Source organism: Varibaculum cambriense (assembly GCF_032557235.1).
GTDB classification, from domain to species: domain Bacteria; phylum Actinomycetota; class Actinomycetes; order Actinomycetales; family Actinomycetaceae; genus Varibaculum; species Varibaculum cambriense_C.
This window is the reverse complement of record NZ_JAWGMB010000001.1, coordinates 251,797-273,501: the sequence shown is the minus strand read 5'-3', so window position 1 is coordinate 273,501 and position 21,705 is coordinate 251,797. Positions and strand designations below refer to the sequence as shown.

Genomic DNA, 21,705 nt, shown 5'->3' with positions numbered 1-21,705 from the left:
AATGTTTATCCTGGCAATCTGGGTTTTCTTGGGTGCCTTGCCCTGGTTTTTACCTGCACTTCCCCCACACAAATCTAGCGGGGAAGATACCAGGCGTGGCGCGATTGATCCGGCAGTGATGCTGGACTTGGCGAGCGCCGGACTGGCCGGCGGCGCCGCGATTCCGCGCGTCTTAACTGCCTTGGCGACTGCCAGTGGAGAACCTCGCCTAGCCGCGGTTTCTCGCGCGCTGATTTTCGGAGTTGAATGGAACTTAGCTTGGTCTCTGCTACAACGCGGGGATACCTGCCCCGAGTGGGCACCGTATCTATCTGCCGCCCTCGAACCTGCCTGGAAGGATGGGGTATCCCCCGAGGCGTTACTGAAAGGTGCCGGACTGCGGGTACGCGCCAGTAAAGACCAGCGTGCCCGCCAAGCCGCCCAAAAACTCTCGGTTCGGCTGGTTATTCCCCTAGGTATCTGCCAGTTACCGGCATTTATCCTCCTGGGGATAGTGCCGGTAATCTTGGCGGGAATAGAAAGCCTCTAGCTGTCCGAATCAGATTTTTCGGTCGGGTTTTCCTGCGGTTTAGCGACTTCATCTAGCTCGTCCTCATTGAACGCCAAGCCGGCACTTACCAAGGATTGGTTCCGTTCCCTGGCCACCGCATCATAGTCGTATTGCTGTTTCATCCGGCCTTGCGCAAAATCGATAATCAGACCGACCAACAGCATCACCAGAGACGGAATCAACCACCCCAACCCTAGCGAAGCCAACGGAATGGTGGTGTCGATCCACTCCTCCAATACCCCAGCAGCCTTCAGGCCATCGAAAAGACCAAAGAACGCGGCTACCCACACTGAAAGCCGGTAGGCCCAGAACATATGTCCGGGAATGAAAATATCCAGGATACAGGTTACTACCAGCATGATGGTGATGGGGTAGCAGAACATCATTACCGGGATAATCACGTTTACCAGTGCCTCTAGCCCCAGGTTAGCGATTGCTAAAGAGATCACCACATGCAGAACCACCCACACCGGACGGGAAATCTGCGGGAACAATCCCCGGAAGAACTGGGTGGAAGCCTCGACTAGACCAATGGCAGTAGTTAGGCAAGCCAAAATAGCAATTGCACCCAAGATTACCCTGCCGGTAGATCCAAATAAATGCTGCGCTGCGAACGCCAGGCCTTCCCCGCCGTCTTTAACGTTGGGGTTGAGTCGTCCCACGCGCGAGCCCACCATCGACAGCCCAAAATAGACCAGACCAAGGAAGAAAGCGGCGATCACTCCCGAAAGGGCGGTAACCCCAAATAGCTGCTTACCGGGTTGGAATCCTTTTTGCCGTAGTGCCCGAATAATCACTACCCCGAATACGAAGGAAGCGATGGCATCCAGGGTGCCGTAACCGTCAAAAATACCCTTCAAAGTGGGGGTGGAAGCATATTTTTCAATCGGAGCCGCCTCCGAAGGATCCATAGTTGCTACCGCCGCAATAATCATTACTGCTAACAGAATCAGCAGCGCGGGAGTCAGTAGACCGCCAATCCGGTCAAGCACGTTACGCGGATTCAAACACAGGTAACCGGCGATGCCGAAGAATACCAATGTGTAAATAAATAGCGCCAGATGGGAGTCCCCGGTGGTGGCTTGGAATGACATCGAAAAAGAAGCGGCAGCAGTACGCGGAATCGCATACAGCATCCCGGTCGATAAAAAGATCAACCAGCAAAACACCAGACCTGGGTAGTGAGAGATGCGTTCAATAATCCCGAGCACTCCGGAAGAAGAGGTAGCGGCGGCAATCATGCCGGCCATGGGCAGTAGCACTCCGGTAATCATAAAGCCGATGGTGGCGGGAACCTGTTCAACTCCCGATTCCACCCCAATCATTACTGGAAAAATCAGGTTGCCAGCCCCGAAAAACATGGCGAAAAGCGCCAGTCCGGTAACTAGTACATTGAGAATACGTGTCTTGCTATTCATTGTGTGAAATCCCCACTCTTATTCTTTTTACCGGTTACAGTTTCGCAAAGACCAGCTGCTATTCAAAAAGAATCTTCCATTCTGGGATACTGGGTTAACATATTTTCAACAACATGTTTACAATTGGCGTATTTTTCTGAAGCAGGTGAGGTGAGATGCTTGCAGACTGAGGCACAGCTTTCCCCACTTGAGCAGTATTTTCAAACTCTGGCGTCCCTGCTTTCATTGACCCCGGTTCTGCGCCGGAACCAAATTATTGGGGCGGTTCGGTTGGCGGTAACGGAAATGGAGGAAAACGCTTCCCTACCCGCGCCCTATACCCTAGAGCAGCTTTATGCCTATCTCGGGGATCCGCAACAGGTGGTAGCTATCGCTGATGCGGATATGACGGTAATTAAAGCTGGTAATGGCGCGCAAGTGATTCAGGCGGCAGCGGCTGCGGAAAATAGCCCAGTTCCCTGGGGGAAGGCAGCCGCCCGTGTTCGTTTCGAGGATGCCCGTCTACTGCGCAAATACGGTCAGTTGGTTGGCTGGGGTGAAACTGTGTCCGCGGCACCCGTAAAGTCGGACTTTTTAGACAGTAAAATTGAGTCACTAATTAGTTCGGAACGTATCCGACATAACTTCTTTTCCTATTTCTTGCCGATTGCCTTTGGGATCGCCTGTACTTCCACTGCCCTGCTGGTTCCTCTCGGGTTCTTCCTGGGAATCTTCGCTTTGGTCTTGCTGTTTTATCTGTGGCGCAAGAAGGTTACTCCCCTCTGGCCTCGGGTCTTTTGCGCTTTAGCGAGCCTATTTGCGATTGTTTGTACCGTGGTTGCTACCCTGCGTCTGCTGGGTTATAACTCTTGAGGAAGCGCGTGCGTTTTTTCCCGCCGCACGGCAGCCACTTCGAATAGAGCAATTCCCGTAGCCACCGCGGCATTTAAGGATTCCACAGCAGAAGAGATCTCGATTCGGGTGAGCAGATCGCAGTTTTCCTTCACCAAGCGGGATATCCCGTCGCCCTCGGCTCCGGTAACTAATGCCAAAGGACCATCTGCCAGACCGGATTCGCTCACCGAGGAAGTACCGCCGCCATCTAATCCCAGCACGAAACAGCCTTGCTCTTTGCACTGCCGAATCGCATTTACCAGGTTAGACACCCGGGCAATCGGCAGACGTGCGGCGGCTCCGGCAGAGGCTTTCCAGGCAGTCACGTTCATTGAGGCGCTGCGCCTGCCGGGAATCACTACCCCGCTGGCTCCAAAGGCGGCAGCGCTGCGCACGATCGCTCCCAGGTTATGCGGGTCAGTAACCCCATCTAGCAGCACAATCAGTGGCTTAGCGTGATTTTTTTCAGCATTGTCAAAGAGCGCAGCTAAATCGGTGTATTCGAACTCGGGGACTTCCAGAGCAACGCCCTGGTGAACTGCGCCCTCGGTAGCGAGGTCCAAGTCCGAGCGGGGGACTTCCACGATGGGTGCCCCCTGCGCGCTAGCTTTGGCGAGCAGCAAGGAAAGTTTCTTATTGGCCGCCAGGTTACCCGCCACGAACACTCTGGTCACGGGGATATCAGATTCCAAGGCTTCCAACACCGGGTTACGTCCGGCAATCAGTTGATGCCCACCTCGCACCTGGATTAGGGAACGTTTGGCACGTGCCTTACGTTGGGCTGCTTGCGTTTCTTCCCGCCGCTCTTTTTGGATCCGAGCGCGATAAGCCGCGTGGTAAGGACGGTTCTCAGCTTTCGGCGTAGGGCCTTTCGCCCGCAAACCACGTTTATTGCCGCCGCTGCCTTTAGGAGCGCCTTTCTTATCACTGCGCTTCATTCTGCCGTGGTGATCTCCGCGAACTGCCATGCCAACCCCTAACCTAAATGCCAAGTGGAGCCGCCAGCTCCGTCCTCGATAATTATCCCCGCCGCGCCTAAGCGGTCACGAATCCCGTCCGCGCGCGCCCAATCCTTTTCTTTGCGCGCCTGAACTCGCTGTTCCAACTGGTCAGTGACGAGCTTTTCTAAAGCAACAGTAGCGGCAGAATCGCTACTACTGTCTGCTTCCCGCCATTGCTCCGAGAGCGGATCTAGCCCCAATATCTCTAGCATGGCGCGAATCTGGATGGCTATCTGCGCACCCTCAGCAGGTTTCCCGCCTTCAAACACGGTATTAGCTTGCTTAATCTTTTCGTGTATCACCGCTTGAGCAGCCGCGATATTTAAATCATCGTCCATGGCTTCGCAAAAAGCCTCCGGGAGGGCGGCTGCAGCCAAATCTTCGGCACTGGCCTCCGCAACCTCGGGGGCTGCCTGAGCAAAACGCGCCAGGGAAGAAGCAAACTTATTCCAAGTTTCCCCCGCCTGTTCCAAGGTTTCCGGGGAATATTCCACGGTGGAGCGGTAGTGGGTAGTCCCTAAGGCGAGACGGAGCACCGCTGCGGGCGTGGTTTTTAAGATTTCCGAAACCACCAGGGAGTTCCCCAGCGATTTCGACATTTTCTCACCCTTAATGGTTACCCAGGCGTTATGCATCCAGTATTTTGCGAATGGCCAACCGGCACCGTGAGATTGCGCCTGTTCATTTTCGTGATGGGGGAAGCGCAGGTCAATCCCGCCGCCGTGAATATCGAAAGCTTCTCCCAGATAGCGCCGTGACATTGCCGAACACTCTAAATGCCAGCCGGGACGACCTTTACCCCAAGGGGAATCCCATTTCGCAGTTTCCGGCTCGGAGGATTTTGCTGCTTTCCAGAGGGCGAAGTCCCGCGGATCTCGTTTTCCCGCCTCGGTTTGGTTATCGATTTGGCTCTCGTCCTCGGTAGTTCGCATATCGGAAAGCTTTTGCCGGGTCAGCGAGCCGTAATCTTTGAGGGATTTAACATCAAAATAGACGTTTCCATTCCCATCACTATAGGCGTGACCGGCATCTATGAGACGCTGGGTGAGGGCGATTTGTTCAGGGATCTGCCCGGTGGCGCGCGGTTCATAGGTCGGGGGCAGCACCCCCAGGGCGCGATAAGCAGCCGCGAACTCTTGCTCGAAACGATAGGCCCATGCCCACCAGGGCCAGCCGGCCTCCGCGGATTTATTCAAGATTTTGTCGTCAATATCGGTCACGTTTCGCACATAGGTTACCTGGTAACCGCTGCGGCGCAACCACCGAATCAGCACGTCAAAGGCGATTGCCGAACGCACGTGCCCTATATGGGGAGAACCCTGGACGGTGGCTCCACACAGGTAAATTCCTACGTGTCCGGCTTTGACCGGCTCGAAGTCCACGATCTGGTGACGGGCAGAATCATAAATGCGAAGGCTCATGTTCCCATGCTATCGGCAAGCAGCCTTTTGCCTGAACTTTGTCTGTGCAGTTTCCTTCGAATGCATACTGGTCAATTCGTAACCGGACAGGTTTCACGTAATGCCCCATGGCTACCAACTTCAGGGCAAGACGGATAAACTCAGATAGTAAGAGTGCAAACGCTGCCGGGTAAATCTCGCCAGCAGCCTTGCAAAAATCCTTATTTGAGAGGAATAGTTCATGCCCGCACTGATTGTTGTCGGAGCCCAATGGGGAGACGAAGGAAAGGGTAAAGTCACCGACCTAGTTGGCCAGAGCGTTGATTGGGTAGTTAAGTTCAATGGCGGCAATAACGCTGGTCACACCATTGTAGTGGGAGATCAAAAGTTTGGTTTACATTTGATCCCTGCGGGTATCCTCTCCCCCACGGTCACCCCGGTAATCGGTAACGGAGTAGTAGTTGACCTGGAAGTCATGTTCGCCGAAATCAAGATGCTTGAGGAGGCCGGGGTCGACTGTTCCCGACTTAAGGTTTCTCTCAACGCTCATATCATTCCGCCCTACAACAAGGTAATGGACGGACTGGCAGAACGGTCTTTGGGCGAACGCAAGATTGGTACCACCGGTCGTGGGATTGGACCTACCTACGCCGATAAAATGAACCGCATTGGCCTACGCATCCAGGATCTCTTTGACGAATCAATCCTGCGGCAAAAAGTTCGCTCCGCTTTGTCGGGTAAGAACTTTGTGATCGAAAAACAGTTCTCCGAAGAGCCTATCGATCCAGAAACTATTTCTGAACAGCTACTTTCTTATGCGGACAAAGTACGGCCTATGGTTTTCGACTGCACCACCGAGCTTAACCTGGCCTTGGATCGCGGAGAAACCATCCTCTTAGAGGGCGGTCAAGCCACCATGCTGGACATCGACCACGGCACCTACCCCTTCGTAACCTCCTCGTCCTGCACTGCCGGTGGAGCCTGCTCGGGATCAGGAATCGGACCGACCCGCATTGACCGGGTAATCGGGATCGCCAAGGCTTATACCACTCGCGTTGGGGAAGGCCCTTTCCCCACCGAACTTTTTGGCAAAGAGGGCGAGGACTTGCGTCAGGCAGGCGGGGAGTTCGGGGTAACTACCGGGCGCCCGCGCCGCACCGGCTGGTTCGATTCGGTAGTTGCTCGCTATGCTGCTCGAGTCAACGGCCTCACCGACTTGGTGATTACCAAGCTGGATGTACTTTCGAAATACGATGAGATTCCGGTCTGTGTAGCTTATGACGTTGATGGTCAGCGTTTCGAGGAGCTCCCCGCAGATCAGAGCGCTTTCCACCATGCTCAGCCAATTTACGAAATGCTGCCCGGCTGGAAAGAAGATATCACCGGCTGCCAGACTTTTGCGGATTTGCCAATCAAAGCACAAGAGTACATTGAGCATCTAGAGAAGCTTTCGGGCTGCCGCATTAGCGTAGTAGGGGTAGGAGCAGACCGCGCGGCCACGATTGTGCGCCATCAGCTGCTGGACTAGGGTTTGTCCCGCTAACTTAACTCCGTATCTGACGCAAGTATTTTTACTTGCGCGGCGCGCTCTCCCGCAATATCTGCTCTCATAATCTATGGTTGCTGTTGTATAGACAACGCGATTTCGTTGGAGGTCAGATGAGCAAGAACGAGCCGGATAACGACTTCACTACCCGAACCTGGTTCGTGGGAGAAGAAGGCGAAGAAGAGCAGGCTCCCGAAGATACTTTGATCCCCGGCGAGCATCACGCTACTTCCCCCTCTGATAATGATTCCCTGATAGCAGGGGAAGGTATTAGCTCGGAGGCAGATTCAGCAGGCGAAGAAAACCTACCGGCTGAGCAGCTAGAGCACACCGATAGCGCGATTGTGGGGACTGCGGAAAACACGAATGCGGACTCTACGGACGAGGATGAGTCAACGGAATGGAGCGCACCTGCCGCAAGTGAAGAGGACGCTACTGACGCCGCCTCCCCGGCTCTAGAGCGTAAGTCGCTCATGGAGCGCAGCCGCGAGGTAGATGAAGATGACTCTGGGGTGGCCCCCGCCCCCGCTAGTGAAGTAGAAAGTACCGCTGACCGGCGCTATTCTTTGCTAAACAACTCCGAGGAGGCGAAGCAGCCGGTCGAGGAAGACTCACCGCACTGGGATTCGGTAGAGGAAACCGAACCGGAGGAAGTGCTAACTACCGCGGAGCGGCAACAAAGCTTTGAAGATACTATTTTCGATGGAGCCACGGTCAAACCGACAGTGCCTTCGCGCGCAGCAGCGCATATCTGGTCGCTATTGCTGTTTTTAGTGATGGTTCCGATTACCTGGTACCTAATTTTGGATGTCGCTACCCGGTTGCGTACCCGTGGCGGCGATGTATTGCTGCCCGCCTCCAGTTTGAACGCCGGTCAATGGGTTGAAATTGTGGTGGCGGTAATCATGGTCTTCCTGCTGGCTCTAGTAGCCCGCTTCTCTTCTCTAGGTGCTTTTATTACCGGATTGGCCTTGACAGTTGGGGGAGCGTTCTTCCTGGTAGTTCCGGAACAAACTGCCAACAGTTTGCAGCCGCTACTTACCGCCCTGGATAATGCCGGTCAACAAGACCACTTCTATCAGGCACTTCCGTCCAATATCGCGCATCACTTGGCTTGGTCAGGTGGGTCAGGAATGTTACTACTGGCTGGTTTGACCCTGCTAGCAATGGCCTTCCTGGCGCATAGCGCGCGCCGCGCGGGACGCAAAGATTATCTGATCGAACGCAAGGTCAAGGCAGCGGAACAGAGCGAGCCGAAGGAAAGCTAGGTTCTTAACGGGCTACAACCAGAGCCAAAGCTAAACCGCGCTAGTTGGGTAATCCCATACCGCAAATAAGGTTAGTGCGTCTAAATCTGCTTTTTTAGGGTTAATACCAGTGGGAATAGGGACGCTATTATTAGCGCTTTGTCCAGGGGTTAGGGTTTTTGCATAAGTTTTGGGGCGGCAACCTTTATGGTTGCCGCCCCAAAACACTATCAAGCGTTAGTTTTTAGCTATTTTCCCTAACCCTAGCGGGCACGCCGCGCCAAACGATCAATGTCGATCAAGGTGACTGCGCGTCCCTCCAGGCGAATCCAGTTGCGGTTCACGAACTCGGCCAAGGACTTGTTCACGGTCTCCCGCGAGGCTCCCACCAACTGAGCTAACTCTTCTTGAGTCAGATCATGCGGTACATGGATTCCGTCCTCGGTACGGATCCCGAAACGATCCGCCAAATCCAAGAGGGCCTTGGCTACCCGGCCGGGCACATCCGAGAACACCAGGTCAGCTAGAGCCTCGTTGGTGCGGCGCAGGCGCTTTGCCAGCGCTTTGAGCATATGTTTCGCCAAGGAGGGGTTATCCTCTAGGAAAACCATCAGGTCACTATGGTTTAAGAAAACCAAACGGGCGGGTGAAACCGCGGTAGCGGTAGTAGAACGCTGACCCGGATCAAATAGGGTGAGCTCCCCCAGGATTTCCCCGGGACCTAGTACCGCTAGCAGGTTCTCGCGGCCATCTGAGGACTGATGTGATAGTTTTATTTTCCCCTCGGCCACGATATACAAGCGGTCGCCATCATCGCCCTCTTCAAATAGGTTTTCCCCGCGGCGCAAGGTGGTTTGTCCCATCATTGAGAACAGGCGCATCTGCGCTTCCTGATCGAGTCCCTCAAAGAGGGGGACTCTAGCTAAAAAGGACGAATCCAAGCTAATCACTCCTTACAAAAATCTAGACAGACGGCGAACCATAAATACCGATTCCACATTACTCGTTTGTTGTGACTTATGCCACCCGAGAGTTTGGGTGTGGTCACTAATTTACCCCGCTAACTATAAGTTGGCGCGGAACTGGGACTTTTTTCCGGTAGCACTCAGCTTTTAAGCAACGCTATGCTGACTATTTTTCAGTAGTTTGCCGCTGTATCCATTCGGCTAGTTCCATCCGCTTGCCGGTATAGAAGGGCGTATCCTGGCGGACATGGAGGCGAGCTTCACAGTCCCGTTGCTGACGCAGCACCCCCATAACCCGGTTAATATCATCGGATTCTAGGGTCACTGACCATTCGTAATCATTAAGTGCAAAGGTCGCCAAAGTAGAAACCGCTACATCCAGGTAACCAGCACCATTGCGACCATGCTCGGCGAGCATGGCGCTACGCTTAGCCTTGGGCAGGTAATACCACTCGAGGGAACGCACGAAGGGGTAAACCGCGGCATAGGCACGCGGCGCCCAACCACCGAAGCAGGCCGGCAGGTGGGGCTTATTAAACTCGGCAGTCATATGAGCGCTCATTATCGACCATACCGGCACCAGGTGGGCTCCTAGGCGGGAGTTCAATACCGCATGGTAGGCATCTTGGAGCTTGTCATTGGATTCGTCCAAGAACCAGAACATCAGGTCAGCGTCTGCACGGTAACCGGCAACGTCATACCAGCCGCGTACGGTTACTCCCAATTCGGCGATGGTTTCCTCGAGTTCGCGCGCCATAGCTGCTCGCTCTGCTTCCTGGGCAGGTAGCGGCAAGGCTAGCTCGAAAACCGCGTGCATAGAAAAGTTATTGCGCGCATTTACTTCCTCAGGATCCACTTTATGATCGCGAGGATCGGGGGATACATCATTGGGCATTGGGTGAGCCATTATTTTCTCCTTTTAGCTTTTAGCTGTTTATTCTTTTATAGTTTCAAACTCGACTGGCAGGTCAAGAGCATTTTTGCTGCCTCTAGAATCTCCGGGGGGTGCCCAGGCTGGCCATCGGGGTTCTAAAGCGTCTTGGGCATAGAGAACCGCGCCCCCTGCTTTTTCCCCCGCGCGCTCGGTTACCAAATCCGCGAGTGCCTCAATAAAGCCGGGATCGGTGCCTACCGTAGGCACCCGCAAATAGTTAAGTCCCAGCTGTTCAGCGGTTTCTTTTGCTTCGGTATCCAGGTCGTATACCACTTCCATATGGTCACAGATAAACCCGATAGGTACGCAGACTACATCAGTTATCCCTTCTGCTTTCAGCTGCGCTAAGCGGTCATTAATATCGGGCTCTAGCCAGGGCATTTGGGGCGGCCCAGAGCGGGAACAATATGACAAATCCCAGTTCAACTCGCGTCCTAGCTCTTTACTAACCCTGGCCGCGGCCTCGGAACATACCTGTTGGTGTTGGCGCACGTAGTCGGGGCGGGAGTTGTCGGCCGGGCCGGAGCATTCCTGCATGGCGGCAGGGATCGAGTGGGTCACGAAAGCTACGTAGGGTAGGTGTCCGCTATTTTGCTCCCGCTTTACTACTGCTTCCAATAGGAGTTTCGTATAGGCTGCTACGAAGCCTTCTGTGGTGTAGTAGGCGCGCACTTTATCCAGTTCCAGCGATAAATCTTGGGCTTGTAGCTGGGCTTTGGCGGCAGCTAAGTCTTCCCGGTACTGCCGGCACCCCGAATAACAAACATAGGCGGAGGTGAAAATACAAAGTACCCGGGTAAGTCCTCGCATTGCCAGGTCGCAGAGGGTGTCGTGGATAAAGGGATGCCAGTTACGGTTCCCGATTACGACTTCAATCTCTTCTCCGCGCCGGCTAAGTTCCAGTTCAAGGGCGCGCCGGATTTCCAGGTTACGCGCATTTATGGGGCTGATTCCGTGGAAGCGTCCATAGTGGGTGGAGACCTGTTTTAACCTCTCGTCAGGAACTCCCCGCCCGGAGGTCGCGTTGCGCATAAACGGCAACACGTCCTCCATCTGGCGCGGCCCTCCATAGCTGACCAGCATCACCGCATCGTATTGGGCAGAAATCTGACTCACTGTCCCTCCTCGCTGGAGCTTTCCTGTTTCAAATCATCAACGCTCAAGCCGGTTACCGGGCAAACCTGCGCCTTATCTTGGGGAGCTGGCGGAACCTCCAGATCCAATCCCCACACCTGCTGGAGGGCGTTTACGTATTCCTGCCCCATCCCTTCGCGTCCGGCGCGATGAGCGTTAATAGTGGGAATATGGGCTAGCCGAGCCGCCAGGTGTCGCAGCGCGTATTCGACTTCTTCCCGGGCAATAGTATCCCCCTTGGGCAGGCGCGCCACTTCATCGGCCAGCACCTGGCGGAAGCTATCACGCAGCGCCACCACCACCGAATCCATTTGGCGATCCGCCAGCAACGCTTCGGCTTCCTCTACGCCCTCGGCCACAATCTCTTCTGCCCGCTTAACCTGAGCTTTCCCGGCTTCCGGTACCTGGGCACTGATTTCTTTTAGGTTGATTACCCGTACCCGCTCTAAATCGGCTACTCCGTCCTCAATATCGGTTTGCAGCGCTAAATCGAGAATGGTTTTTTCACCGCTAGATAGCACTAAAGCCCGCTGCACTTCCTCTTTGGTGAGCACCGGAGAACCCATGCCCCGGCAGGTAACAATCAAAGTGGCTGCTTCTAGCGCCGCAACTAGCCGCTCTTTGGCCACCGGTTGCAAGTCATGGCCGTAAGCGAAACGTTCGGCACGCCCAGAAGTGGAGTACACCGAGATATCTTGCACCCCTTTGGCGCGCAGTGCTGCCACTGCTGCCCCCGCATAGGAGCCGGTTCCGATCAAAAGCGTGGGGGTACCTGCCAGCGGATCTATTCGTTCCGCCACTATTTCCAGGCCGCAGGCAACCACCGAACGACCCTGGGAAGCGATCCCGGTCAGCTGCGCAATTCGGCGGGAGGTAGTTAGCGCGCCTTGACAGGCGCGGGTAATGGTGGCGGAGGATATCCGCTCCTGGGTGGCTACTCGTAGGGCGCGGCGCAGCTGTCCAGAGATTTCGCGCTCTCCTACCACCATGGAGTCCAGTCCGCAGGCGACGGTAAATAAATGTTCCAAAACCTGGCGGTCACGGCGAATTTCGCAGATAGTTCCCAGGCGGGATTGGATATAGCGATCTACCGCTGCTAGTTGCTCGCTGGAGATTGCCGGCGCTGTTTCAATAACGATCTCTACCCGATTGCAAGTGGAAAGCGGTAACACTCCCATTACCTCAGGCAAGCGCTGTAAGAGATCCTCAGGCAGGCCATCAGTGGTACTGGAAGCTGCCGCCACGGCGTTAAGGCCGTGGCGGAGATGATGTACCGAATAGGAAGAAAGACCCACGGCCTCATTAGAACATTTTTTTATTTTTTGAAAAGTACCCGGCAGATCGCGCCTCCCCGCACCCTAATTATTTCTATTTTCCCAGTCCAGGGGGTTGCTAAAGAAAAATAATCTGCCAGAGCGTCAGCAAGAATCACTGTTTTTTGCAACAGACAGATGCGGAAAATATGTCAGAAAAATGGTTTTGTCGGTTTCTTAGCCGCGGGGAGCCAATCTGCAGCCGGTTGGTTACTGCACTTGCTTGCGCCAGCCGAAAATGCCATAGATGATGGAAATATGTCTGAGCAAAACTCTTTCCTCCAAGCCGTGCGCGGCCTGCGTCCCGAGAAAACTCCAGTTTGGTTTATGCGCCAAGCCGGGCGTTCCCTGCCCGAGTATCGCCGCCTGCGCGCCGGTAACGATATGCTCACTGCCTGCACTACCCCTGAACTGGCAGCAGAAATAACGCTGCAACCGGTGCGCCGCTACGGGGTAGATGCCGCGATTTTCTTCTCCGATATTGTCACCCCCCTATATCTGGCGGGTTTAAAGGTAGAGATTGTCCCCGGTAAGGGCCCGGTTTTCGCGGACCCGGTTTTATGTCCTGAGGACGTAGATCGCCTCACCAGCTTTAAAGGCTTTGATCCGGATTGTATTACCGAGGCCGCTGAAATGGTCTGCGCTGAGCTGGGCGATACTCCCCTAATTGCGTTTGCTGCTGCGCCTTTTACTTTGGCCTCCTACCTAATTGGGGATACCCGCTCAAAGAATCACCTGGAGGCGCGGGCTTTTATGCATTCTTACCCGGATGCCTGGAACCGGCTCGCCAGCTGGTGTGCGGATATGTCGGCGGCGTTCCTGGCCGCACAGATTGCCGGCGGGGCGCGCACGGCGCAGGTTTTCGATTCGTGGGTGGGCGACCTTTCGCGCGCCGATTACCAAACCTATTGCCTTGAGCATTCTCGGGTAGTGATTGATTCTGCTCATGCTAAGGGAGTTCCGGTGATTCATTTCGGGGTGGGCGCGGCTTCCCTGCTGGATTTGATGCGCGATGCCGGTGCGGAATGTATTGGGGTGGATTGGCGGCTGCCTCTTGGCGAGGCCGTACAGTTAATCGAACATGGCCCTGGTGACCGCTTTGCGGTGCAAGGAAATATTGACCCTGCCATTTTGTTCGCCCCTGCTGAGGTACGCCGCCGCCACGTAGCTCAGGTGTTAGCGGAGGGCAAGCAAGCCGCCGCGCATATCGTCAATCTGGGACATGGGGTACCGCCGAATGCTGACCCCGCGGTTTTACAAGAAATCGTCGACCAGGTACATGAATCACGTTAAGCGCGAACGACTATGCTGAAGGATTATCCGGGGCACACCGCCTCAAAAACCGCTTGTGGCAAGGAGATGCAATGCACGACCTAGCTGGATTAGCCGATTACGATGTTTTGATTATCGGAGGAGGACTGGCCGGATTGACCAGCGCCTATACTCTGCAAAAACAGGGTGCGCGGGTGGCGGTGATTGAGGAAAGAGGACGCCCTGGCGGCCTAATTTGTTCGGGACGTTTTGGGGACTTCACTTTCGATATTGGCGCTGAAGCTTTCGCGGCGGGAGCTAGCGAAGTTAAAGATTTATGCGACGAGCTAGGATTGCCGCTGGTTGCCCCGAGCGGCAAATCCTGGATTTTTCACCACGAACGCCCAGGTCACCGGGAGGGCGCGCTTCCGATTCCCCACGGAATGTTAGGGATTCCTGCCAGCCTAGATGACCCAGGCATTGTGGGGGCGCTCAGCGAAGCAGAAATGCAGCGTGCCCGTGAGGACTTAACTATGGGGCCACAGGTAGGGGCGGATGAAACCACCGTCACCGGTCTGGTAACTGCCCGCCTAGGAAAAGCGGTTTTAGAAAAAGTAGTGGCGCCTGTTGCCGGCGGGATTCACTCGGCAAGCACCGACCGCCTAAACGCCGATACCGTGTTGCGCGGACTGCGTCCCGCCCTAAAAGAACACGGCTCGCTGGTGAAAGCGGTTGCCGCTTTGCGCGGACTAAGACCCGGCAAACCCGCCGTACTCGCCCCGGAAGGGGGAATGTTCCGCCTGGTAGAAACCTTAGCGCAGCGCATCGAAGAGGGCGGGGGGCTGATTTTGTCTCATGTGCGCGGCCTCGAACTGGAACCGGCGGCAAATGACTCAAACGCTGACGCCGACGCCGTTGCCGGCTCGAATCAACCCGGCTCAGCAGGCTGGAAGGTCACCGTTTCTAACACCAAATCAGGGCCGACCCCAGGGGCGAGCCCGATTAACATTGGCGAAGCCGTAACGGTCACTGTCCCGCAGGTAGTAGTGGCTTTACCAGGATATTTAGCCGCGCCGCTGCTGCGTGAAGTACCAGGGATTCAAGTCGGTGAGCTCCCGCAGGGCGGCCCGATCGCACACGTGACTCTGTTTGTGGACTGCCCGGCGTTAGATGCTCATCCGCGCGGGTCCGGAATGTTGGTGCAACGCCCCAGCAATAAAGATATTGAAAATGGCTGCGTGGGAGCGAAAGCTATCACTCATTACACTTCCAAATGGCCGTGGGCGGAACAAGCAGCCGGTAAAGGTCGCCACCTGCTGAGAGTATCTTATGGTTGGGCAAATGGACCGGAGATTCCGGTATCGGTCGAGGGCGCGTTAAAGGATGCTTCCCGGCTGCTGGGGGTAGCGATTTCTCCAGAACAACTGCTCGGTTCGATGATTATTCACTGGGATGGCTCTTTGCCGCCTTTCACTCCTAAACATCGGGAAATGACCACCAAGCTGCTAGAAGACTTGCATGCCTATCCCGGTCTGGATTTGGCGGGGTCTTGGGTTGCCGGTTCGGGGATTGCGGCAGTTGTTCGTCAGGCGCAAACGATTAAATTGCGCGGTACCGGTTGGATTAGCGAAGCTAAGGCTGACGCTTTAGTTTTGGGTACTCGCGCTTCCCGCCTGGCGGTAACCCAATCGGAAACCGTAGCTAGCGCTTTGCGCGAACGCGGACTAAATGTGCAGCTACGACAGGTACGCACGGCAGGCGATATTTCCCGCGCCTCTTTACAAAAATTGGGAGGAGTGGGCGTGTTTGCCGCGCAACTACGCCTAGCCCTCTTGGAGGGAAACTGTCATTTAGCAGTGCATTCTTTCAAAGATTTACCTACCCAGGAGGCTCCGGGTCTAAAAGTTGCCGCGATTCCGAACCGCGCAGATGCCCGGGACGCGCTATGTGCGGCACCTGGTTTAACTTTGGAGACTTTGCCTCAGGGAGCCAAAGTGGGGACGGGATCTCCGCGCCGCGCCGCCCAGATTTTAGCTATGCGTCCCGACCTCAAAATCGTGGATATTCGCGGCAATGTTCCTACCCGCCTAGGCAGGGTGAAAGGCATTGCCGCTCCTGAGGGTGACTTTACTGATGGACGGGAGACTCGGGAAAAAATCGTGACCGGCGCGCACGACTTGGATGCGGTGATACTGGCGGCGGCCGGTTTGGATCGGATTGGGCTGGGCGCTTACGCCAATCAGCGTTTTGATCCTGAACAGGTGCTGCCAGCTCCGGCGCAAGGGGCACTCGCGGTAGAGGCTTCAGAGGCAACGCTTAAAACCCACCCCGATTTAGCGGCCGCACTGGAAGAGCTTAACGACCTGGCAACTGCGCTTACTTCTACGGCGGAGCGGGCAGTGTTAGCGGAGCTAAACGCCGGGTGTGCTGCGCCCGTAGGGGCCTTTGCCCAGATGGAGCGGGGGATACTCACCCTGACCGCCGCGATTATTTCCCTCGATGGTACTCGGGAAGTACGCGTCAGTGACTCCTTGCAGGCCGATCCGGAAAAAACCTTCGCCGAGATGCTTGACCAGGCGCGTCAGCTGGGTGAGAGCGTGGCGCGCGCCCTCCTAGAATCTGGGGGCGGCGAGCTCGCTGACCTGGGAGCTTCCAAGACGCGCGGCTAAGAACCGCAACAGGAAACTATTTTCGGAGGGCGACGATGGCATTTACGGTGGCACTTACGGCAGATCCAACGCGCCCACTAGCAAAAAAACTGCAGGCAGAATTGCCTGAGTGCCAGATAGTTAGCGCTCCGGTTACTCGTTCGCACCCGGTTAGTGATCCGCGAGTCTCTAGCTACCTAGACAGTTTGCGGCGCGGGGAATATAGCTGGATGGTGATAACTTCTGCCCGCACCGTGAAGTATTTACAAAAGCTGTTAGCTGCCGAGCCGCCTCTTACTACTTTTCCGCAGGTAGCAGCGGTGGGTAAAGCCAGCGCACTGTCTGTCAGCCACGCCGGTTGGAATGTTGCTTTGCAGGCGGGCGGTAACGCCACGGATTTGGCACGCTGTTTCGCGAACTTAACCCCCACTCCCTCCCGTCCTTCCCGGGTGTTCTTACCGGGATCTGCGCTCAGTAAACCTGATTTACCTACAGCTTTAAGCGAGCTAGGCTACCGGGTTGATAGCTGCGCCCTCTATACGATGACTCCGGTTGGCGAGTGCCCGGAAGTATATTTCCACGCCGATGCGGTCGCGGTTACCGCTGGTTCTAATCTGCGCGCCCTCGCTGACTTCGGGGTTTTTCGTTCCCATCCCGAAAAACCTGCCCGCACCCTCCCCCACCTTGTTTGTATCGGGAAACCTAGCGCCCAAGTGGCAGCAGATTTAGGGCTGAAAGTATGCGCGGTGGCCAAGACTGCGGACGCGAGCGGACTGGCGCAGGCGCTACGTTCTTGCCTGGCACCCTAATCGCGGGTTGGCGCCGCAGATGGGAAAGCGAAGGTTAACGTTGAGTAACTTTTACTGAAAATCTTGCATTCCTCGCCGGCTAGCTGGAATGTAGCTGTTAACATAAAGCATGACTTATACACCCCAACCTGATAATGCCAGCCCCGCCCCTCAAGGGTCTCCGATGCCAGACAGCCCCCAGTTTTCACCGGTGAACCCGCAAATGTCGCCGGACGCAATGTCTCCGGCTACCCCAACCAAGAAGCCCAAGACCGGTTTGATCGTCACCATCGTGATTGTTGCGGTACTGGTTGTTGCCTTGATCGGGCTATTTATCGCCAACACTTTAGTGGCAAGCACGCAAGAGAGATCCTTGAAAAACGAATTCGTCAAAGAAGGATTTTCGAATGTGCGGGCTGAAATTAACTCTAGCCCTATGCTCCTTAGTTACTTTAAAGACTATTATCGCGAAGCAAAAGTCACTGCCTCGGCGGGAACTTTTGCTACCGAAGGGTCAAAACAGAATTTAAAGATGAAGGATGTGCGGGCTGTTTTCCATGGGCTGAAAGGTGGAGATAATCCCATCATTGAAAAGGGCAATATGACTTTCACCCTACCGGGTGAAGAATTTGATAAAGCCATAAAGGAAGATGCCACTGCCTCCAAAATGAATATGCGGCGCAACGGTAACAAAATTACTGCCGAGGCGGAAGAACAAGGTCTAAAGATTCAGGTTGAAATGGGTATGCATTTTGAACCTGGTAAAGACGGACAATCTGGAAAACTCTTCCTAGTCCCAGACAAGTTCATGATTAACGGTAGCGATGAGTTCATGGGGCAAAAGCTCAGCCCTGCTGATATGGGCATGAAAAAAGAAGAAATCCCGATGGATCTGAATAAAGCTTTCGTTCTCAAGAACGTGGATTTTTCAGGTGAAGATATCAAGTTTGATATTGATGTAAAGAACATCAAACTTAACGACATTGGCAACTAGGAATAGCTGCTGACCCGGCTCGGCAGGTTCGAGTGCCCACGCCGCGCCCTCGGGAAATATTTGCGAAACTGCCCACGGTTTTGGGCGAGAATCTCACTGGGGTGCCCGGGCGCGGTATGCTTTTTTTAGTTTTCTTATCCGCAAGCCACATGGCTAAGCCTAGGAGGAACGATTGTTTAACTCCCACGAAGAAGCCCTCAAATTTGTCGCCGACCAGGATATTGAGCTGATTGATATCCGTTTTTGCGACCTGATTGGCACCAGTCAGCATTTCACGATTCCTGCTGACCAGTTTGCGGATGCCCTGGAGAATGGGTTGATGTTCGATGGTTCTTCTATCCGTGGTTTCACTTCGATAGACAAATCAGATATGAAGCTCATTGCCGATGTGTCGGATGCCTATGTGGATCCCTTCCGCGCTTGCCCCACTTTGGTGGTGAACTGTTCCATCGTGGATCCTTTCACTGATGCGCCTTTCCCCCGCGATCCTCGCCAGGTTGCTTCGAAAGCGGAAGCCTACCTGCGTTCTACGGGAATCGCCGATACCTGCTTTATTGGTGCCGAAGCCGAGTTTTATCTATTCGATTCGGTGCGTTACCAAACCCAGCCTTACGACACTTTCGTAAAACTGGATTCTGTTGAAGGGTATTGGAATACCGGTCGGGAGGAAGAGGGCGGAAACCTCGCCTATAAGACCCCGCTCAAGGGCGGCTACTTCCCGGTGGCCCCCGCTGATAAGTTCTGTGACCTGCGCGATTACATGGTTAAGCTCCTCAGCGACTCTGGGCTCAAAATGGAGCGCGCTCACCACGAGGTTGGCTCTGGCGGCCAACATGAAATCAATTATCGTTTCAACTCGCTGATGGCGGCGGGTGACGACATGATGAAGTTCAAGTACCTGATTAAGAACGCTGCGCAAGAAGCGGGAGTTACCGCCACTTTTATGCCTAAACCGATGGCGGGCGATAACGGCTCGGGAATGCATACTCATTTTTCGCTTTGGAAAGAGGGCGAGCCGCTGTTCTATGACGAAACCGGTTACGGTTCCCTCTCTGACCTGGCCCGTTACTTTATTGGCGGTTTGCTGCAGCACGCACCGGCATTGCTAGCGTTCACTAACCCTTCGGTTAACTCTTACCGGCGTCTAGTTCCGGGTTTTGAGGCTCCGATTAACCTGGTGTACTCGGCACGTAACCGTTCTGCCTGTATCCGGATTCCGGTGACCGGTACTTCCCCGAAAGCTAAACGGGTCGAATACCGGGTTCCTGACCCGAGCGCGAATCCTTACCTGTCTTTCGCGGCTTGCCTGATGGCGGGGATCGACGGCATTCAAAACCGGCTAGAGCCGCCAGCTCCCATCGATAAAGATCTCTATGAGCTACCACCTGCCGAATATCATGACATTCCGAAACTGCCCTGTTCCCTGGATGCCGCTTTAGAGGCACTGCGCGCTGACCAGGACTTCTTGACTGAAGGTGAAGTATTTACCCCGGATTTGATTGAGACTTGGATTAACTACAAGGAACAAAATGAGGTGGCTCCGTTGCGGCAGGTGGTGCATCCTTATGAATTCCAGCTTTACTACGATATTTAGGTCTGTTTGCTAAATAAATCCCGCCCCCGCGGCCTCGGAAAATCTCTGGTTAAAGCCATTATTTTCTCCGAGGCCGCGGGGGCGGATTTTTAGTATTAGAACTATTACTTTTGGTCGCGATTAGTTTTAGTGATTTCCACTCCCCACAATACGGCGGCTATCACCCCAAAAACTGGGGCGGCTATCACCATGAATCCGGCTCCAAAGGGGAAACTGCTGTCAGTGTCGATTACATAAATAATCAGCGTCCCCACAGCCAGCAACACTGCACACAGGATAGTGAATATCCAGGCAAAAACTTTCAGCATCCCGCTGTTCCTTTCATGCTGCCCACAGCTTTGGTTACCCTAGCAAACGCCGTCGGCCATGAGTAGTTTTTCTAGAGATTTATTATCGTACTGCCGGGAAATTTCTGGCCGATAACTTTCCCTGGCTCGCACTAATGCAGTACAAAGCTCACCTGCTTTTTCTTCGTATCTATTTCTTCTTATCATCTTGACCTCTCCGTCTTCATCAGATGCTTCTTCCTTCGCGATGGCAAGTCGATCAGGAGCACCCTCTTTAAAAAATGAGGCCGCGAGTTTATCGAACTCGCCTAGACTTTTACGCATTTGCGCATTGGTTTCGGCTGCCTGATAGCCTTCGAGGAACTCTCGAATAATATTGATTTCTTTTAAAAACCGCATCCCCGATAAGTCATCGAGCGAGTTCCTGTATCTGACTTCTTTATTGCCAGAATTCCTCCAGGCGGAGAAATTTTCCGGTTTGAAGGCAGGTAAACGTAGCTTTTTCTGGATGTTATCAATCCAGGGTTTATACATGGTACTAAAAGCCTCGAAAGCCTTATCTTTGTTGAGATATTCCGGATATAGCAAGACTTTATAGTGTTTTTTTTGAAACTCCATAGTGCCAACTACTGGTTGATAACACTGATTTTCGCTTCCCTCCACCCCGTAACCGGCATCAGTCGCATCTCGTAAGGTAGAAAGGGAACACCAGCTATACATGGGCAGATCCGCTACGTCTTTCACGGCGGCGTGTTCCTGGGCATGATTACCCCACAAATACCCCGCCCCAACCGAAGTTATGCAGGTTAAGACGCCAGCTAAAACAACCGCCCCCGCCTTCTTGGTTAATTTCATTGTCCAATCCTTCCTTTCATGATGCCTGCGCCTATCGCGCTAATTACTTGCGAGACAAATTCCGCGCAGTCATATTGGTGTTCGACGCCTTGACGTTAAAAGGAACCGGTTTCAAGTTCTGGAGCATGCATTCCGTATGCGGCATCAAAAAGATTATTATCGCCCTCCAGGCTTAACAAACCATTTGCCTCAGCGAGCGCCGAAATCTCCTCGCGGGGAATATCTTGATTTAATCCTGCAACCGCCTTTTCTAGATTTCTAATAATTTGCTGGTTACAGCTACGGGCTTTAAATCCAAAAAGATACCAATTTAGCTCACTCATGTTCAGACTGGGATCTGCGTTTATCAACGATGCGTCTGACGCTTCAACCCATTCATTAACCGTAGATTTGGACAAAGGAGGCAGTTTCGCATCTTTTTGCAGCCAGGTAATCTCCGGCTGATAATCTCGCAGCATCAGATTCCACGCGGCTGTTTCATCTACAAACTCTTCATAAAGGGCAAGATTATAGATCTTTTCAGGCGCTCTAAACTTGACTGACACTTTATTAATCTCTGATTTTCCATGCATCCCTGGCTCTGTAGTAACAGGTTCCAGTACATACGGGGAGGCTGAGCTATTAGCGTTTCCTTGCTTAGACTCTTCCGCATTAGTGCTCAAATCATTATTTGCTGACTTAGGCAAATCAGCTGAGGGATCGAACAATTGATCACTGGAACCATTAGGATCCGAGGCCTCAACGCTGCTTGCAGTTTCACTTTCAGACCCCTCCGGGGGATTTGCCGGGGAGGCATACGATAAAGAACTCATCCCCACGGGAAAAGCAATCCCTAGAAGCACTAAAACTGAACGTCGAAAAAACTTGTTCATTTCAGATTTCCTTTCTTGAATTCAGCCAATCTTTG

General features: G+C 54.0%; 19 protein-coding genes. 9 read left to right on the top strand and 10 right to left on the bottom strand.

Annotated features, from left to right (window positions below; all coding sequences use genetic code 11):
• Window position 1 precedes the first annotated feature (1 nt).
• Entirely contained in the window at window positions 2-529 is a 528-nt protein-coding gene (locus E6072_RS01100; RefSeq protein ID WP_278608545.1) for a type II secretion protein F, read from the top strand.
• Here the strand turns inward: E6072_RS01100 and brnQ are convergent.
• Entirely contained in the window at window positions 526-1,968 is a 1,443-nt protein-coding gene (brnQ, locus tag E6072_RS01095) for a branched-chain amino acid transport system II carrier protein (protein WP_278608544.1), read from the bottom strand. The genes E6072_RS01100 and brnQ overlap by 4 nt on opposite strands.
• 159 nt (window positions 1,969-2,127) lie before the next feature.
• Here brnQ and E6072_RS01090 point away from each other — a divergent pair, with 159 nt between their 5' ends.
• Complete coding sequence (locus E6072_RS01090) at window positions 2,128-2,820, top strand: hypothetical protein (RefSeq protein ID WP_038110334.1); 693 nt, start codon at window positions 2,128-2,130, stop codon at window positions 2,818-2,820.
• On the opposite strand, the gene rlmB is transcribed toward E6072_RS01090, so the two are convergent.
• Entirely contained in the window at window positions 2,808-3,809 is a 1,002-nt protein-coding gene (rlmB, locus tag E6072_RS01085) for a 23S rRNA (guanosine(2251)-2'-O)-methyltransferase RlmB (protein WP_238128234.1), read from the bottom strand. The genes E6072_RS01090 and rlmB overlap by 13 nt on opposite strands.
• A gap of 8 nt (window positions 3,810-3,817) precedes the next feature.
• Window positions 3,818-5,263 carry a cysteine--tRNA ligase gene (gene cysS / locus E6072_RS01080; protein ID WP_278608543.1) on the bottom strand — a complete coding sequence of 482 codons (1,446 nt, stop codon included), beginning with the start codon at window positions 5,261-5,263 and terminating at the stop codon, window positions 3,818-3,820.
• A gap of 220 nt (window positions 5,264-5,483) precedes the next feature.
• Here cysS and E6072_RS01075 point away from each other — a divergent pair, with 220 nt between their 5' ends.
• Entirely contained in the window at window positions 5,484-6,770 is a 1,287-nt protein-coding gene (locus E6072_RS01075; protein WP_316693190.1) for an adenylosuccinate synthase, read from the top strand.
• Window positions 6,771-6,901: 131 nt separating this feature from the next.
• Window positions 6,902-8,056 carry a hypothetical protein gene (locus E6072_RS01070; RefSeq protein ID WP_316693188.1) on the top strand — a complete coding sequence of 385 codons (1,155 nt, stop codon included), beginning with the start codon at window positions 6,902-6,904 and terminating at the stop codon, window positions 8,054-8,056.
• A 242-nt stretch (window positions 8,057-8,298) separates the two neighbouring features.
• On the opposite strand, the gene E6072_RS01065 is transcribed toward E6072_RS01070, so the two are convergent.
• From E6072_RS01065 to E6072_RS01050, 4 genes are all read right to left on the bottom strand, one after another.
• A complete protein-coding gene (locus tag E6072_RS01065; protein WP_399334899.1) occupies window positions 8,299-8,916 on the bottom strand; it encodes a Crp/Fnr family transcriptional regulator in 618 nt (205 codons plus the stop codon).
• A gap of 250 nt (window positions 8,917-9,166) precedes the next feature.
• Complete coding sequence (gene hemQ / locus E6072_RS01060; RefSeq protein WP_024059957.1) at window positions 9,167-9,907, bottom strand: hydrogen peroxide-dependent heme synthase; 741 nt, start codon at window positions 9,905-9,907, stop codon at window positions 9,167-9,169.
• Between the two features lie 27 nt (window positions 9,908-9,934).
• A complete protein-coding gene (gene hemH, locus E6072_RS01055; RefSeq protein WP_316693186.1) occupies window positions 9,935-11,050 on the bottom strand; it encodes a ferrochelatase in 1,116 nt (371 codons plus the stop codon).
• A complete protein-coding gene (locus E6072_RS01050) occupies window positions 11,047-12,363 on the bottom strand; it encodes a glutamyl-tRNA reductase (RefSeq protein WP_288336193.1) in 1,317 nt (438 codons plus the stop codon). Before E6072_RS01050 ends, hemH begins: the two co-directional genes overlap by 4 nt.
• Window positions 12,364-12,639: 276 nt before the next feature.
• Here E6072_RS01050 and hemE point away from each other — a divergent pair, with 276 nt between their 5' ends.
• The 5 genes from hemE (at window position 12,640) to glnA (ending at window position 19,656) form a co-directional block, all read left to right on the top strand.
• On the top strand, window positions 12,640-13,674 hold the full coding sequence (gene hemE / locus E6072_RS01045) for a uroporphyrinogen decarboxylase (protein WP_316693184.1): 1,035 nt from the start codon (window positions 12,640-12,642) through the stop codon (window positions 13,672-13,674).
• A gap of 71 nt (window positions 13,675-13,745) precedes the next feature.
• A complete protein-coding gene (gene hemC / locus E6072_RS01040) occupies window positions 13,746-16,301 on the top strand; it encodes a hydroxymethylbilane synthase (RefSeq protein ID WP_316693182.1) in 2,556 nt (851 codons plus the stop codon).
• A gap of 35 nt (window positions 16,302-16,336) precedes the next feature.
• Window positions 16,337-17,089 (top strand): uroporphyrinogen-III synthase, encoded by a 753-nt coding sequence (locus E6072_RS01035; protein WP_316693180.1) that lies wholly within the window; start codon window positions 16,337-16,339, stop codon window positions 17,087-17,089.
• 109 nt (window positions 17,090-17,198) lie between these two features.
• The gene (locus E6072_RS01030; protein ID WP_316693178.1) at window positions 17,199-18,062 is read left to right on the top strand and encodes a hypothetical protein; all 864 of its coding nucleotides are present in this window, start codon (window positions 17,199-17,201) and stop codon (window positions 18,060-18,062) included.
• 172 nt (window positions 18,063-18,234) lie between these two features.
• A complete protein-coding gene (glnA, locus tag E6072_RS01025; RefSeq protein WP_316098427.1) occupies window positions 18,235-19,656 on the top strand; it encodes a type I glutamate--ammonia ligase in 1,422 nt (473 codons plus the stop codon).
• A 104-nt stretch (window positions 19,657-19,760) separates the two neighbouring features.
• Here glnA and E6072_RS01020 read toward each other — a convergent pair whose 3' ends face one another.
• From E6072_RS01020 to E6072_RS01010, 3 genes are all read right to left on the bottom strand, one after another.
• Window positions 19,761-19,964 (bottom strand): hypothetical protein, encoded by a 204-nt coding sequence (locus E6072_RS01020; RefSeq protein ID WP_316693173.1) that lies wholly within the window; start codon window positions 19,962-19,964, stop codon window positions 19,761-19,763.
• Between the two features lie 39 nt (window positions 19,965-20,003).
• Window positions 20,004-20,798, bottom strand: coding sequence for a hypothetical protein (locus E6072_RS01015; RefSeq protein ID WP_316693171.1), 795 nt, complete (start codon window positions 20,796-20,798; stop codon window positions 20,004-20,006).
• Window positions 20,799-20,893: 95 nt separating this feature from the next.
• Window positions 20,894-21,670 carry a hypothetical protein gene (locus E6072_RS01010; RefSeq protein WP_316693169.1) on the bottom strand — a complete coding sequence of 259 codons (777 nt, stop codon included), beginning with the start codon at window positions 21,668-21,670 and terminating at the stop codon, window positions 20,894-20,896.
• Between the last annotated feature and the right edge of the window lie 35 nt (window positions 21,671-21,705).